13 protein-coding genes are annotated in these 12,248 nt (G+C 68.8%); 6 read left to right on the forward strand and 7 right to left on the reverse strand.

What is annotated here, in order from left to right; translation table 11 throughout:
• Window positions 1-319: 319 nt before the first annotated feature.
• Window positions 320-547: a DUF6924 domain-containing protein gene (locus tag ACGFYQ_RS31070; RefSeq protein WP_393749505.1), complete on the reverse strand. Its 228-nt coding sequence runs from the start codon at window positions 545-547 to the stop codon at window positions 320-322.
• A 73-nt stretch (window positions 548-620) separates the two neighbouring features.
• Between ACGFYQ_RS31070 and ACGFYQ_RS31075 the strand changes: the two genes are divergently transcribed.
• Together ACGFYQ_RS31075 and ACGFYQ_RS31080 are read left to right on the forward strand one after the other, a co-directional pair.
• The gene (locus ACGFYQ_RS31075) at window positions 621-1,781 is read left to right on the forward strand and encodes a ParA family protein (protein ID WP_393749506.1); all 1,161 of its coding nucleotides are present in this window, start codon (window positions 621-623) and stop codon (window positions 1,779-1,781) included.
• Window positions 1,778-3,034, forward strand: coding sequence for a ParB/RepB/Spo0J family partition protein (locus ACGFYQ_RS31080; RefSeq protein ID WP_393749507.1), 1,257 nt, complete (start codon window positions 1,778-1,780; stop codon window positions 3,032-3,034). The genes ACGFYQ_RS31075 and ACGFYQ_RS31080 overlap by 4 nt, the downstream gene beginning before the upstream one ends.
• 200 nt (window positions 3,035-3,234) lie before the next feature.
• Here the strand turns inward: ACGFYQ_RS31080 and ACGFYQ_RS31085 are convergent, their stop codons facing one another.
• From ACGFYQ_RS31085 to ACGFYQ_RS31095, 3 genes are all read right to left on the reverse strand, one after another.
• The gene (locus ACGFYQ_RS31085; protein ID WP_393749508.1) at window positions 3,235-3,987 is read right to left on the reverse strand and encodes a hypothetical protein; all 753 of its coding nucleotides are present in this window, start codon (window positions 3,985-3,987) and stop codon (window positions 3,235-3,237) included.
• A gap of 430 nt (window positions 3,988-4,417) precedes the next feature.
• Window positions 4,418-5,353 (reverse strand): hydroxymethylbilane synthase, encoded by a 936-nt coding sequence (gene hemC, locus ACGFYQ_RS31090; RefSeq protein WP_393749509.1) that lies wholly within the window; start codon window positions 5,351-5,353, stop codon window positions 4,418-4,420.
• 250 nt (window positions 5,354-5,603) lie between these two features.
• Window positions 5,604-5,948, reverse strand: coding sequence for a hypothetical protein (locus ACGFYQ_RS31095; RefSeq protein WP_393749510.1), 345 nt, complete (start codon window positions 5,946-5,948; stop codon window positions 5,604-5,606).
• 157 nt (window positions 5,949-6,105) lie between these two features.
• On the opposite strand from ACGFYQ_RS31095, the gene ACGFYQ_RS31100 reads away from it, so the two are divergent.
• A complete protein-coding gene (locus ACGFYQ_RS31100; protein ID WP_393749511.1) occupies window positions 6,106-6,708 on the forward strand; it encodes a hypothetical protein in 603 nt (200 codons plus the stop codon).
• A 300-nt stretch (window positions 6,709-7,008) separates the two neighbouring features.
• Here ACGFYQ_RS31100 and ACGFYQ_RS31105 read toward each other — a convergent pair whose 3' ends face one another.
• Window positions 7,009-7,494: a hypothetical protein gene (locus tag ACGFYQ_RS31105; RefSeq protein ID WP_393749512.1), complete on the reverse strand. Its 486-nt coding sequence runs from the start codon at window positions 7,492-7,494 to the stop codon at window positions 7,009-7,011.
• 406 nt (window positions 7,495-7,900) lie between these two features.
• Here ACGFYQ_RS31105 and ACGFYQ_RS31110 point away from each other — a divergent pair, with 406 nt between their 5' ends.
• A complete protein-coding gene (locus ACGFYQ_RS31110) occupies window positions 7,901-8,146 on the forward strand; it encodes a hypothetical protein (RefSeq protein WP_393749513.1) in 246 nt (81 codons plus the stop codon).
• 323 nt (window positions 8,147-8,469) lie between these two features.
• Window positions 8,470-9,159 (forward strand): hypothetical protein, encoded by a 690-nt coding sequence (locus ACGFYQ_RS31115; protein ID WP_393749514.1) that lies wholly within the window; start codon window positions 8,470-8,472, stop codon window positions 9,157-9,159.
• A gap of 244 nt (window positions 9,160-9,403) precedes the next feature.
• On the opposite strand, the gene ACGFYQ_RS31120 is transcribed toward ACGFYQ_RS31115, so the two are convergent.
• A complete protein-coding gene (locus ACGFYQ_RS31120; protein ID WP_393749515.1) occupies window positions 9,404-10,567 on the reverse strand; it encodes a serine hydrolase domain-containing protein in 1,164 nt (387 codons plus the stop codon).
• A 265-nt stretch (window positions 10,568-10,832) separates the two neighbouring features.
• Between ACGFYQ_RS31120 and ACGFYQ_RS31125 the strand changes: the two genes are divergently transcribed.
• Window positions 10,833-11,609, forward strand: coding sequence for a MerR family transcriptional regulator (locus ACGFYQ_RS31125; protein WP_393749516.1), 777 nt, complete (start codon window positions 10,833-10,835; stop codon window positions 11,607-11,609).
• Between the two features lie 165 nt (window positions 11,610-11,774).
• Here the strand turns inward: ACGFYQ_RS31125 and ACGFYQ_RS31130 are convergent, their stop codons facing one another.
• On the reverse strand, window positions 11,775-12,209 hold the full coding sequence (locus ACGFYQ_RS31130; RefSeq protein ID WP_393749517.1) for a VOC family protein: 435 nt from the start codon (window positions 12,207-12,209) through the stop codon (window positions 11,775-11,777).
• Window positions 12,210-12,248 lie beyond the last annotated feature (39 nt).

Raw genomic sequence — 12,248 nt, forward strand, 5'->3', positions numbered from 1 at the left:
GCTGGCGGGGTCCAGGGGCTGGCCCCTGGGATTCACGGTCCGCGGACGAGGGCGGACAAGAACCTTGAACACGTCGACCTCGTCCGCGGTGGTCGAGTCCGACCGACAGCAGTCCAGGAGCACGGATGGCTGCCTCAAGTGAAGCGATCCGGAATTTTCCGGCACACCGGACAAAAATCGACCTACAGAACGGCCCCTCAGAGGGCCGATCCCATCCCTCCCGGTGCGATGTGACCTTCCCTCACACAAAAGGCCGCCAGAAGAGCGCACAGCGCTTTCAGGTCGCTGTCGACCAGCTCCAAGGCTCTCGAGGGACACCTCAACGGCTCAATCGAGAGCGTGCGTTCCACTTGGCGAACCTGGTCAGGCCTGTCATCGCCAGCAGCGTGACCGGTCGGTCATGCATCGAGGCGCGGTCGGCAAGGGAAGCCACACTCAACTCTTGATCCCCCGACATGGCGGTGAGCACCTGGGCAGGCGTGGATCCCGCCCACCTCGTAGCTGAAGGCACCCACACTGCCGGTTGGCGGGCGGAGTTTCGGGGCAATGCCTGCCATACACGCGCAACATGTTCGGTGTGCCTCTTCGCCTTCCGGCCTGAAGGTTAGTAAGGTACCCGCATGACCGCTCCATACGATCCGGAAGTCAGGGAAAAGGTAGTCGCCAAGCTGCCCGCGTCCCTGCGGCAGGAACTCAAGGTCCGCGCAGCCCAGTTGGGCGTGGACATCCAGGACGCCGTCACCGAGGGCATCCACGCCTGGCGTGCCGACGCGTCCGCGGCCACTCCCGTGGACACCTCTGGTGCCTCCTCCTTCTCCACCTACCTCCCCACCGGCCTGTACGGGGACTTCAAGGAGGACTGCCGGGTACGGGAGGTCCCCTACAACCAGGGGGTCGCCCAGTCGATCCGGCTGTGGCTCGACACCCACCCCTCCCCCATGGGCCGACGCCGACCCTCCAACGAGGGTGCCCGCCGGATCGTGGTCTGCAACCAGAAGGGCGGCGTGGGCAAGAGCGCCATCAGCAACGGGCTCTCCCAGGCCCTAGCCGAGACCGGCGCCCGCGTCTGCGTCATCGACTTCGACCCCCAGGGACACCTCACCCGGCACCTGGGCGCCGACATGCTCGGCATCAAGGAACCCAGCCTCGCCAAGCACATGCTCGGGGAGATCGACGGCCGCATCCGCGACCTCCTCGTACCCATCGAGCACGGCGTCTTCGCGGGCCGTCTCTTCCTCCTGCCGTCCTGCAAGGACGCCTTCCTCCTCGACGCCCGACTGGCCACCACCCGCCACGTCCGGACGAAGGAAACCGCCCTGGAGAAGGCCCTGGAGGACCTGGAGAAGGAGTTCGACTACATCGTCGTCGACTGCCCGCCGAGCCTCGGCTACACCATGGACACCGCGCTCTACTACGCGCGGACCCGCGAAGGCGAAGCCACCAAGACCTCCGGCATCATCGTCCCGGTCCAGGCCGAGGACACCTCCGCCGACGCCTACGACATGCTCAGCGAGCAGCTCGAGGACCTCATCGACGACCTCGACATCGAGATCGCCCAGCTCGGTTTCGTCGTCAACCTCTACGACAGCCGCAAGGGCTACGTCGTCACCTCCTCCCTCAACAGCTGGAAGGAGTTCGGCGACCCGCCCGTCATCACGGTCATCGCCGACCTGAAGGAACAGCGCGAGGCCGTGCGCGTCAAACTGCCGCTGCTGCACTACGCACCGGACTGCGAGCAGTCCGAGGCCATGCGCGAGATCGCCCGGAGGATTGCGGCATGAGCAAGAGCGACCTCCTCGGCACCGGCGCCGCCTTCAGCAACGCCCGCCGCACGGGTGGCCGGAGCGAGCGCGGCCGGGCCAAGGCCATCGCCCAGGGCGACGTGCCGGCGTACGAACTCATCCGCGTCCCCCTCGACCAGGTCGCGCCGACCCCCCTCAACCCGCGCCGGAACTTCGGTACGGACGAGGAGAAGACCCGCTTCGGTGAGGAGCTCCGCCAGGCGCAGCTCTCCGCGTGTGTTGTGGTCAGCCGGAGCTCGTACCTCGCCCTGTGGCCCGACCACGACTCGCGGATCGGCGCGTCCTCGTACGTCCTCATCAACGGCGAGCGCCGCTTCCGCAGCGCCCTGCACGTGGGGCTGGAGTCGCTGGACTTCGTCGTACGCGACGACCTCGCCGCCTCCCGTGCGGACTTCATCGACCACCTCCTCGCCGAGAACCTGGAGCGCGAGGACTTCGACGTGATCGAGCGCGCCCGCGGCGTGCAGCAGCTGGTCAACACCTGCGCGGAGGAGGGCCGGGAGCACGGCGCCAAGTCGCGCGCCGCGGAGCGGCTGGGCCGCTCGCCGTCGTGGGTCACCCACCAGCTGGTCCTGCTGGAACTCCCCCAGGAGCTCCAGAGCATGCTCAGCTCGGGGGACCTGCCCGAGCGGGACGGCAGGCTCCTGGCGCGAGCGGCGAAGGACCGGCCCGGAGCGGACGCGGCCGAGCTGCTGGGCTTTCTGAAGGAGAGCAAGGAGCAGGAGGCCCAGGTCAAGGCGGCGCAGCGGGAGATACTGCGCGGCGCGCAGGAGTCCGTACCGGTACGACAGCCGGCCGAGGAAACGCCGGCCGGGGGAGTGCCGGAGGCCGCGGAACAGGAACCGCAGCCGGCCCGACTTTTGACCGCGGTCAAAAGTCCGGAGGCCTCGGAACAAGACCCGGAGCGGGCCCGGCCTTTGACCGCGGTCAAAAGTCCGGAGCCCGAAACGCTGCCTGCGGAGGCGCCTGCGGAGACGCCGACCCCGGTCGCCGCACCGAACCGGGTCAGCCCCGCTCCGGTGCCGGTGGCTCCGAGTGCACCGGAAACCGCAGCGGCGGAGTCGGCTCACGAGCGCGAACCGGAGGGTGTCATCCCGCCCCAGGGCAGGGGGACGGACACGGCCCCGGTTTCGTGGCAGGACCCGAAGGCCGTGTACGACGCGATCTGGTCGAACATGTCCGCCAAGCACCGGGCCGAACTGACGATGCTCCTGATCGAGAACAACCGTTAGCCGGCGCTGATCCGTGCCGAGGGCCGAGGGCCCCACCGCGTTCGTTCGCGGTGGGGCCCTCGGCGTTCCGTCAGAGCTGGTCCCGTCAGAGCTGATCCCGACGCAGCTCGACGTACGTGCGCTCGCCGTGCGCATCCGTGATGTCGATGACGACGCTCTCCCACTCCTCGTCGGGCTCTTCCGCCGGCCACTTACGTGCCCTAGGGGCGGGGCACGGTGAGGTAGGTTGCGCCGCTGAGAGCCGGCTTGATCGTTACCGTGAGAACCGCTCCGTACCGGGCACGGAGGACCGATACGGTGTCGTGCCGCTCCGGGTGGAAGAGGCACCGGGAGTAGATCGGCGAGTCCGGCAGGCACACGGACGCGTCCATGGCCTCGACCTGGCTCGACTCCGCCGGGTCTCCGGGCCGGGGCGGATAATCCCACAGGATGCTGATGTCCTTGATCTCGGAGCTGAGGAACGGTGTGGGCATCAGCTGTCCGTCCGGGAACACACCTCGCAGCCGGTGGTACTCCAGCGCGTAGTCGAGCGTGCCCGAGGACGCACTCCCGGGGCCGTTGATGTTGGGACTCCCCTGAACGATGCCCGCAGCATCGATGCGCCGCAGCACGTCGGTGACGTCACCCTCCACCCCGAATACGGCGCTCACACTCATCGAACAGGTCATCAGATGAACGGTGGCCTGCTTCTTGAAGCCCCCGTCACTGGGGCCGGTGCACTCGTCCTGGAGCACGGTGTACCCCTGCCGCAACCCCTCGACTTCGTTGAAGCGCTCAAGAAGCCCGCGGATACGTGCCTCCTCCGAGTCCCGCTTCAGCCGTGCGCCATCCGTGGTGGCCATGGCCCGCAGCTCTTCAACGTCCGGCAACTGCGAGCACCCGCTGGTCATGGCCACCGTCACGGCGCCCACGACGGCCAGCACTCCGGCGCGCAGGCCACGCCTCGCCCGCATTCCCCACCCCCACCTACTCGCTCCTCCCCCCACTTTCGAGGCACCGGCACGTGGACGCATGAGTACGCGTACTCAGGGCACCGGGCCATCCGGCGTGCGGCGAACCGGTCCGTCCCAGGTAGCCCCTGTGGCGCAGGCAGTCGATTCTCCGCCCTCTCCCGCCATGCGGCCGTCGCCGGAGATCGCCGAACCTTTGACCGCGGTCAAAAGTCTGGCCCTCCAGGGCCCAGTTCCTGACGCACCCCAGGCAGGCCCTGTCCCCGCGGCAGACGAGGCATCCAGTCCCCCGGCAGGCCGCCACGTCACAGACCCTGGGCACCGACCAGCCCGGCCGAGCCTTCGTGGGGGTCAGACTTTTGACCGCGGTCAAAAGTCTGGCCCCCACGCTCGGCTTGCCTCCGGAGCAGGGGTGTGACTCCGGGGCTGTGGGTCAGTGCGGGATGCCGTCGATGAGTTCGCGGGCACCCTGCCGCAGGAGCGCGACCGCGACAGAGGTGCCGAGCGTGGCGGGGTCGAGCCGGCCAGCCCACTCGTGCGCGTTCAGGACGGTCTTGCCGTCCGGGGTGAAGACGCAGGCACGCAGCGACAGGTCTCCCCCGCGTTCGGCACGGGCGTAGCCGGCAATGGGACTGTTGCAGTGACCCTGCAGGACGTGGAGCAGCATCCGCTCGGCTGTCGCCTCGCGGTGGGTGCCGGGGTGGCCGAGGCCGCTGATGAGGTCGATGAGGTGGGCGTCGTCCTGGCGGCACTGGAGGGCGAGAATGCCTGCGCCGATGGGCGGCATCATCGTTTCCGTGGACAGCACCTGGGTGATCACGTCGGTACGGCCGATGCGCTCGAGGCCGGAGACGGCGAGGAGGGCGGCGTCGACCTCGCCCGCGTAGAGCTTCTCCAGGCGCCGGTTGGCGTTGCCGCGGAACGGCACGCACTCCAGGTGGGAATGGCCGGCCGCGAGCTGTGCGACACGGCGGACGGATGAGGTGCCGATGCGGGTCCCGGGCGGCAGCTGATCCAGGGGGAGACCGCCCGGGTGGATGAGCGCGTCGCGGATGTCGTCGCGCTTGAGGAACGCGGCGAACATGGTCCCGGCAGGCAGGGGCCGGTCGCACGGAATGTCTTTGAGGCAGTGGACGGCCAGGTCTGCGTCATCGTTCAGCAGCGCGGCGTCGACCTCTTTGGTGAACGCCCCCTTTCCTTCGACCTGGGAGAGATCGCCCATCCACTTGTCGCCGGTCGTGACGACCGGGACGACTTCGGTGCGGATGTGAGGGTGGAGCGCGGCCAGTTCGCTACGGACGCGCTCCACCTGGGCCAGGGCCATGGGGGAGTTCCGGGAGACGATACGGATGAGCTCAGGGGCGGACATGCCGCCCACGATATTCCTGTCAGGTGCGGGTCCCGACCGTGTAGCCCGGGCCTCTCTTCGGCGATCTGGTCCGATTCGCTTTGACCTCGGGCGATCGGCTTCAGCGGCAGAGCTCCATGATGGTGTCGTCGAAGTCGGGGAACTCTCGGGCGGCCTGCTCGATCACGGCAGTTGCCGGCGCGCGGAGGTGTGGTGCGCAATCTTCCGCGATGGCCGTCAGATTCGTCCCAGAAGCAGTGAACTCAGCGTGTCACTGGCTCACCGCGTCGAAGGGCTCGTCATGCCAGCGCCAGCCGGCTGTCCCGTCGTAGTGGATGTGCAGCATGAACTCAGCGACCGGGCTGCCGTCGGGGAACGTCATGGTGAGCGCACTGCGGATCTGGGTGTAGCAGGCGTCGGCCCGCTCCCAGTCCTCCTCGTCGACAGCCCGCTCTTGCTCAGTGAAGACAGGGCGGAACTCTTCGAAGCCAGGAAGTGTCTCGGCTTCGGCGTGGGTCCACGGCATGTCGGCGCCGGTCACGGTGAGCCGGGCAATCTCCTGGTCGCCGTGGTGGAGCCGCCAGATACTGCCGGCGGTCAGGTTTGCGTTGGCCATGGCTCCATGATGGCGATCGCCACTGACAGGCAGATCGCTGATGGTGGTCGCCGCCGACGAGGAGGCCGGCAGGTGCCTGCGGCCAACTGACCTGAGTATCGGATGACGGTGGCAGCCAGGTGCGTGACCGGTCATGGTGGCCTCGAACGCTGTGGGCGTGCGCACCCGGATTTCCGCGCCGTGGTGGGCCCTGCCGGCAGTGGGTCTGCTCGCGGCCGGATACGCCGTACCGATTTCCCTCGTTGTCGGCACCTCGTACGCCGCCACGTTCGGCTGGATCGCGGCCGCCGGGTTGCTGCCCGTGGGGGTGGCGGTGTTCGCGCGGATGCGGGAGGTGCCGAAGGTCAAGGTGCGGCGGTGGGCGCTGGGGCCGATCGTGGTCGCGGTGATCGCCACTTTCTTCGTCGGGGCCGCCTCGCCGATGTACCAGCCGCCGGTCCTTGAGCGCGCCGACTACGTCGGCGAGTGGGCGGGCGACGGGGTCCGCCTGGAACTCGGCGCGCAGGGCGAGGCAATGGCGGAGAAGCTGCCGGTCCACGACCGGTCCGACGTCGTGGACCGCTGTTCGGGGCACGGGACGTGGGAGCCGGAGGAGGAGACCTACGGCAGCCGAGCGGGGGTGGCCCTGACCATCCTCGACTGCGAGGGTGCGCAGCTGAGGTGGGAGGTGGCGGGGACGGACGAGCGGCCGGAGCTGTTCGTGCTCAGGGGTGATCCGGATGCCGGGGACGTGGCCGTGCTGCGGAAGCGGGTGGGGTAGCCCGCGGTGGCGTCCGGTCTGCTGGGGCAGCAACTTTTGACCGCGGTCAAAAGTTGCTGGCTCTCAGGCGAGCACCGTGCCAGTAACACGGCATTTGTCCCGTCTCATCAGACCCTGACCGGTCTCACCGATGGACACCGGCAAGTCCACGTATCAGATTGCTGGAGCGGCGACTTTTGACCGCGGTCAAAAGTCGCGGCTTTCGCCGCTCGGTCTTCCGCGCCGTTCAGCAGGCGGAGCACACTGGTGCTGATGCCCGCCGAGTCCTCGGGGAATGGGTCTGGCGGGCACCAGAGGGGATCAGTAGCAGTTGCGGATCGACCAGACCGGCGACCAGTCGTAGCTACCGCCGACGCCGACCTGAACATCCTTCAGCTTGTTGCCGGCCTGGCCGTAGAGCGTCGCGGTGGCACGGTCACCGGTTTGGTTGTTGGCGTAGTACCCGACGCCGTCCCAGTTCGACACCGAGTACCTGGCACACGGGTCGAAGGTGAACACCTCCCAGTCGCCCGAGGAGTAGTCCCACACGGCGGTGCAGAAGCTTCCCGTCGGGCAGGGGACACCGGTAGTGCCTCCCGGATAGTGCTTGGACGGCGCGTACGGCGACACCGACGGCGAGGCTGCCGCCACGGCTCGCGGCCCCGTGTCGACCGGGGCTGCGGGCATGTTCATGGTCCGACCGCTGCCGGAAGCCGCCGGGGCCTGGGCGGCTCCGGCGGTGGTGGTGAGGCCTGCGACCAGCAGGACCGCCGTGGCGGCGGTGCCGAGAAGCGAACGTAAACGCATGAGTGTGAACTCCCCCTGTTTGACGTGGTGTTTCTTCGACCCGACCCACCCTGGCGGCTTGTCCGGTCCAGGGCAAGGCTTCCGATCCTCGTTGGACAGAGGGTCCGGCCAAGGCAATCACCTGCTACGTCAAGGGCGACGTACTGGACGACGCAGGCAGGGCCGGAGCTGGGAATTTGCTGTCTTGGGAACCCCTGCGGCGGGCAGGTCCCGCCAGGGCGAACCGGCCCACGCTCCGGCGGAGGTCGGGCTCATGGGGGAGGGGCAGGTCCTGGTTGAATGCCTGGGTGGATCTTGAGACGTTCCGGGCGCTGCTGACGAACGAGGGCCAGGCCCTGCTGGCCGACCTGCAGGACGCCGACCCGGCGCAGGGGCCGGTGACGTCGGCCGGGTGATGCTTGCGCCCATGTTCATCCTGAACTGCGCGGACATCACGACGTTCGACAGCCAGGGCGAGGCCGTCTTCATCGACCTGATGCGACGTGTCGGGCCGGACCAGGGGCGCGACCCCGAGGCGTACGATCCACCGCTCTCCTGGGCGCTGGACCGCGTGCGTAAGACCGGGGCGGGCTGGATCGGGCTTGCACCGGGCCTCCTGGACGAGGCCGTACCCGACCTCGGACGGGCCGACGAGGCGGAGTGGATCTCCTAGGACGGGGAGATCCAGGAAGCCGGGCCGGCGCCGGTGCCACACGCCGAGAACGACGGCACGTACCGCCCGCACGGCGCCTGGACCGGGTCCTGAGGCAACACCGGTCCCAGTGGGGCGCGGCATCACCACCCGGTGCGCGATCAACGAGAACATCTACCCATGCCAAGGCTCGCTGCCCGAAACCGCCGACGATCTCGTCCATCACCGGTCCGCCACCCGCCCGTCCGCCACCCGCCCGTCCGGCATCCCTCCCTGCCGCGAGCACGGTGCGCGGCTGCGCTGCGTGCACCGCACCACAGTGCCGCCCGTCAGGACCGCCCCAGGTGAGTGGACAGGACACTCCCCGCCCGTTCGAGCCGCAGCACGGTCATGTGGTCGCCGGTGAGGCCCGCTGGCCCATGGCCGTTGCCGTCGTGGCCGCGATCGTGCTGACGTTGCTGCTGCCCGACGACCTGCGTCTGGCACCGCGCTGGGTGCTCCCTGTCGTCGAGGGGATGCTTCTTCTGGCGCTCATCGCGGGCGATCCCGGCCGGATCGACCGCCGCTCGACCGTCCTGCGCGCCGCCTCGATCGCGCTGGTCGGTGTTCTGGCGTGCAGTGCCGTGTGGTCGACGATCCGGCTGGTCGACGATCTCGTCCACGGCGGGAAGGAGACCAGTTCCGCCGCCAGTCTGCTGCAGGCGGGCGGGACGGTCTGGGCCGGCACCGTTCTCGCGTTCTCCCTGCTGTACTTCGAGCTCGACAGCGGCGGAGCCGCCGCCCGTGCCCACCACATGCCCCACACCCCCCAGCTCGCCTTCCCCCAGCATCTCAACCCCGAGCTGGACACCCCGTACTGGCGGCCGCGCTACATCGACTACCTCTACCTCGCGCTCACCAACGCCACCGCCTTCAGCCCCACCGACGTCATGCCGCTGGCGCCCTGGGCCAAGATCGCCATGAGCCTCCAGGCCCTGGTCTCGCTGCTCATCCTCGGCCTCGTCATCGCCCGCGCCGTCAACGTCCTCGCCTAGCGCTCGACCACCGCCACTGAGGCCATCGCCTGGTTTCTAGGCTGGGGGCCTCATGGGTAACTCGCAGTCGAAGGCCGAGCTGTACGCCGCGATTCGCCGGGATCATCGGCCGGGGATGTCTCTGAGGTCGCTGCAGCGGGTCCATGACGTGACGTGACGTGGCGGGACGGTGCGGCGGGCCCTGGACGGAAGTGGCCCGAGCCGCGGAAGAAGCCGCGGCGCAAGGCGTACGGGTCCGAGGGGCTCAGCCCGTCGGCTGAGTCGGCTCCGCCGCCTCGTCAGCCGATCCGTCCTGCCCGCCGCCGAACACCGCCTCGACGAGCCTCTCCTGCGCCTTCTGGAACGCCGCGGCCAAGGACATCGCGGCGTCATCGACATAGTTCAGCGAGGCGGTCAGGGTCTTGCTGCCGTCGGGCGTGCTGTACATCAACGCCGCGTGGCCGCCGTGTCCGCCGTTGTGGAAGAGGATGGTGCCGCCGTTTTCGCCCAGGTCCTGCACGCGCAACCCCAGGCCGAAGCCGCTCTTGGCATGCGGCGTGCGCATCTCGGCCAGCAGCGGGGCCGGCAGGAGCTTGCCGGACGCGAGCGCGGAGATGAACGTGTGGAGGTCCTGGGTGGTCGAGATCATGTCACCACCGGCGGAGATCCAGGAGGGGTTGTGGCGGGTGACGTCGACCGTCTTCTGCCGGCCGGCGTCCTCGTACCGGTAGTAGGCGTGGGCATACGGCTCGGGGATCTCCGGCGAGGTGTCCGGCACCACGGTGCCCGACAGGCCGAGCGGCCCCAGGATCCGCTCCTGCGTCTCCTCGGCGCACGAGCGGCCGGTGACCTTCTCGATCAGCAGCCTGGCCAGCACGTAGTTGGTGTTGGAGTAGCTCCAGCCCGTCCCCGGCTCAAACCGCGCCGGCTTCGACAACGACAGCCGTACCAGCTCCTCGGGCCGGTAGGTCTTGAACCGGTTGTCCACCCACTCCCGGCCCGCGATCGTGGAGGGGATCCCGTGCGCGACCGTCCCGTCCTCCAAGAGCTCGCCGGTGTGGTTGAACACCCCGCTGGTGTGCTGCAGCAGCATCCGCACCGTGATCCGCCGGTCCAGCCCGAACGCGGGCAGGTAGTCGGCCGCCGGGGTGTCCAGTCCGATCTTGCCTTCGGCCACCAGTTGCAGCACCAGGGTTGCGGTGAAGGTCTTGGTGTTGCTGCCGATCCGGAAGTGCCCGTCGACCGGCGGCTCGGCGGTCTCGCCCAGCTCGGCCACCCCGGCGCTGCCGACCCACTCGCCCTGCTCATCGTGCACGCGCAGCTGCACTCCGGTGAGACCGGAATCGACGATCTCCTGGATGGCCTTCTGCAGCTCCGGGCGATCCGGTACGGCAGCGGAGTTCTTCGTGGTGCGGAGGGACTCGCTCATGGTCATTCCTCAATCTCGCGATAGGCAGGTGTTGGCACAGCTCGAAAGCGCAACGTGGCCCTGATGGCCACCAGCCCTTTGGAGGCGGCCATGCGATGAGCGTGCACCCTGACCCAAGGTCAAGGTCAACCTCCATCGCGACCATGGGCTGCCGGCTTCGGCGCCGACGGTGATGCGCTGGAACGGATGCGCGCTACCCTCGCCCCTGTGATCGCCCGCAACCCGTACACCGCAGCCGCCCACGATCCGGAGGTGTGCTGAGCCGATGGCAGACGGGCTCACGATCGGTCAGGCGGCGGCGTTCGTCCGCGTCACGATCAAGACCGTGCGGCACTATCACCGGCTCGGCCTGGTCGCCGAGCCGGAACGTGACGGTTCCGGTTACCGGCGTTACGGGTCGGCCGACCTGCTCCGGCTGGTCCAGGTCCGGACCCTGGCCGGGGCCGGCGTGCCGCTGGCCGAGATCGGTGACCTGCTCGACGCCGACCCCGAGCGGTTCGCCGGCGCCCTGGACGACGTCCATCATCGGCTCACCGAACAGATCGAGGACCTGATCGCGCGCCGCGACACGCTGCACCGGCTCGCCCATGGCGACCGGGCCCTGCTGCCCGACCGGGCCTGCGCGGTCTTGGACCGACTCGCCGATCTCGGCTTCGGTCCCGACTACGTGGCCGGTCAACGGGAGGGTCTGGTGCTGGCCCGGGCGCTGGTTCCGGAGATCTTCGACAGCTTCCTGACCCAGCTCGAACACTCGCTCGACGACCCCGAGTTCGTCGAGCTGACCAAGCGCGGTTGCGATGCGATGTCCTGGGATCCGGACGACCCGCGGATCGAGGAGCTGGCGTCCGCGCTGGCCGACAAACTGCTGGCCAACCGCGCGCTGCTGACGATGCCGACCGGGTTTCAGAACCGGTCCGACGCCGCCTCCCGGTACGGACTGGTCAACCACCACCGGGAAGACCGGGCACCGTCCATCGGCCGGTTGAACGCGCTGGTCGAGGCGAAGCTGCGCGCGGCCGGCATCGACGTCCCGCATCAGTGACGGCCGCCCAGCAGACCCGGTGCTGCGGCGGGGACGCCCGCCTCATCCCGCCGCGTCCGGACCGGAATCTGCCCGGCTCGGCGGGGCGGACGGGCCGCGCGTACAGCCATTGACCTGCATGGCCGTCGCAGACGACGTCGTATGGCAGTTCCCGTTCGCGGCCACTCAGTCGAGACAGAACTCGTTGCCCTCGATGTCCTGCATCAGGAGGCACGACTCGTTGACTCCATCGGCAAGCAGTAGTTGCCCGCGTACCGCGCCGAGCGGGACCAGTCGTGCGCACTCGGCCTCAAGTGCGGCCAGGCGCTCTTCGCCCACGAGCCCGGTGCCGACCCGCACGTCAAGATGCAGCCGATTCTTGACGGCCTTGCCTTCGGGAACGCGCTGGAAGAACATTCGCGGGCCCACACCTGAGGGATCGATGCAGGCGAACGCCGAACCCTGACGCTCGGCCGGCAGAGAGCGATCGAAATCGTCCCAAGTGGCAAACCCCTCCGGTGGCGGCGGTACGACGTAGCCCAACACCTCGCACCAGAAACGGGCGACGCGCTCAGGTTCTGCGCAGTCGAAGGTGATTTGGATCTTCTTGATCGACGTCATCGGTCCATCGTAGAGGCGGGTCTTCGTCGTCTCCACGGG

The sequence above is a fragment of the Streptomyces sp. NPDC048258 genome (assembly GCF_043201995.1).
Classification (GTDB): domain Bacteria; phylum Actinomycetota; class Actinomycetes; order Streptomycetales; family Streptomycetaceae; genus Streptomyces.